This is a genomic window from Ferroplasma sp. Type II, from assembly GCF_000496155.1.
In genome coordinates, this window is sequence record NZ_KI542763.1 from 12,195 (window position 1) to 14,275 (window position 2,081).

Here is a 2,081-nt window from a genome sequence, read left to right on the forward strand (position 1 = left end):
ATGGTAGTAGTAATACCTCTGGAGTTCCAGATCCTCCATGGAGAATATGTGTTGGCCCTCATACATTATTGGCATGAGCAGTTTAAGCCAGTATACTATGTTGCTTCTGTCCTGTTGAAGAATGTTGGAAACATCGAGGGTTCCCTGTTTAGATACTTCATTGCCTTGATGATAAGGAGCTTCATAGAGCGTGAGATACGGGATAACTCGGCGAAGTTCCATGGAGACTTCGCCCTAGTAGAGTTGAACTGGAGCGAGGCGGGAAGAAAGATCGTGAAGAAATTTCTGCCGGAACTGACAGAGAGATCTGCTGGGTCTGGCTGATGTTCCTGTGGACTCATATCAGCAGGACTGGAATGCCGTTCCGAGCGGTTGAGAAATTCGAGGGTAGGGATCTAAATTCATGCGGAAAGTAAGTTATAATTGTTTTAATGGACATTTTAATTCATCAATATCCCCAGAAAAGTTTCCTCGTATCCAATATTTTAATTTATCTTTATCTATTTTTAAACTTCCATCACTATTAATTTTGCCAATTATATTTTTATCATTATATAATGCAACTGTACATTTACCTATATAACCATTTGACCTAATTAAATATTGTGACATTGATGCTGCATAGCACATTTCAATATTGTTGTTATAAATCTGTAATCCGGATATTTTAACTTTGTAGTTTAATTTTTTTAATAAATATTTAATTTCATTTTTATTATCAATAACTGGGATTGTTTCGTCGTTGACACCTCCGAGTCTGGATAATCCACGAATAAATATTTTAAATCGGTCATCGTGGTTTATATCTATTGACAATCTTTTTATAAAATTATATATACTTTGATAATTATTTTTATTAAGATGTAATCTTATAATAATTTCTGAATTTATATCACTTTTATGAAAACATAAAACATTGTTATAAATAATGTCAAATGTATTTGATTTTTCTCTAGTTATTCTAAATTTATTGTGGTCACTTTCATCACCATCAAATGATATCTGAAACCACCTAACATATAGCTCATATAATTCCTTCACTTTTTTTATTGTCAATAAAGAACCGTTAGTTGTCATAGAAGAGATTAATTTAAAATCATATATTATTGACAATTCTTTGGAATATTCCATTATATCTTTAATAACATTATATGCTAACATTGGTTCTCCACCGAACCAGTTTATTTCTAAAATTTTTAATGTTTTTGATCTTATTAGTATTAAATTTTTTATCCCAGAAATTGTGTCATTATCCATTGTTTTAATTTTAAAATTTTCATAACAATATACACATCTAAAATTACATTCCTCTGTCGGGAGTATATCCAATCTTAAATACTTATTATAAAGCATAATATAGTTATAGATAAAATTTTACATACATGGCACAAGAATTTCTGGTCCACATTCTAAATTTGCCCCTCTTGGTTTTATCCATTCTTCTGTATTTATAGAACTTTCTAACACACATATAACTCCATAATCATCTATCTCAATATTTTCCGATATGTTCATATTAGATAATTTCTAACAACTATTAAATTTTTACTTATCACTTACTCTTTCGAAAGAATTTCAATTAATTTCTGTTTAGATTGATAGGAAGTGGCTTTTTCTTATGCTCTTTTCTTAATATTTTTCCCTTTTCTGTCGCTTTCTTGATAGCTCACGCTATTATCCCCTTATTTTTCATCCTTATCACGCAGATCATGTTATGGCCAAGGCACATGAACATGTTCTTGACCCTCACTCTGGGAACTGTTGTAACGAATACGTGACCTCCATGGAATATTCCCTTTATAACAGAATACGGTCTCTCACCCCTGGATCTTTTCCTTGTTATCCTGAGATTCCTGCGGATGCTTTCCACTGGCAGCTTGTGTCCCCTGGCAGCCTTATCCATGGCTGCATCTATTCCCCTTCCTTCAACGCCAAAGTAACCCTTGTCCTTGTAATTCACGATGCCAGGAATGGATAGATCGATCTGCGAGTCATGCACTGATGCAGTGGTCGTTGCATAGTTCAGTATCATGTCATTGTCTGAATCCTGTATTGTGTGGAGCTTGTACCCGAAATGGGAT

At 33.3% G+C, this 2,081-nt stretch carries 4 protein-coding genes; 1 reads left to right on the plus strand and 3 read right to left on the minus strand.

Annotation, left to right across the window (positions count from 1 at the left end):
- Nucleotides 1-324, plus strand: a 324-nt coding sequence (locus tag AMDU4_RS10335) for a hypothetical protein (protein WP_290705024.1), incomplete at its 5' end; no start/stop codon positions are given.
- A 93-nt stretch (nucleotides 325-417) separates the two neighbouring features.
- On the opposite strand, the gene AMDU4_RS10340 is transcribed toward AMDU4_RS10335, so the two are convergent.
- The 3 genes from AMDU4_RS10340 to AMDU4_RS10350 form a co-directional block, all read right to left on the minus strand.
- Nucleotides 418-1,353: a radical SAM protein gene (locus tag AMDU4_RS10340; RefSeq protein WP_021787923.1), complete on the minus strand. Its 936-nt coding sequence runs from the start codon at nucleotides 1,351-1,353 to the stop codon at nucleotides 418-420.
- A 21-nt stretch (nucleotides 1,354-1,374) separates the two neighbouring features.
- The gene (locus AMDU4_RS10345) at nucleotides 1,375-1,515 is read right to left on the minus strand and encodes a hypothetical protein (protein WP_021787924.1); all 141 of its coding nucleotides are present in this window, start codon (nucleotides 1,513-1,515) and stop codon (nucleotides 1,375-1,377) included.
- A gap of 151 nt (nucleotides 1,516-1,666) precedes the next feature.
- On the minus strand, nucleotides 1,667-2,081 hold a 415-nt coding region (locus tag AMDU4_RS10350; RefSeq protein WP_021787925.1), incomplete at its 5' end, for an IS5/IS1182 family transposase.

Excerpts from the sequence above, each read along its gene's own strand:
- AMDU4_RS10345 (WP_021787924.1), bottom strand. The coding sequence starts at position 1,515 with ATGAACATATCGGAAAATATTGAGATAGATGATTATGGAGTTATATGT.
- AMDU4_RS10340 (WP_021787923.1), bottom strand. The coding sequence starts at position 1,353 with ATGCTTTATAATAAGTATTTAAGATTGGATATACTCCCGACAGAGGAA.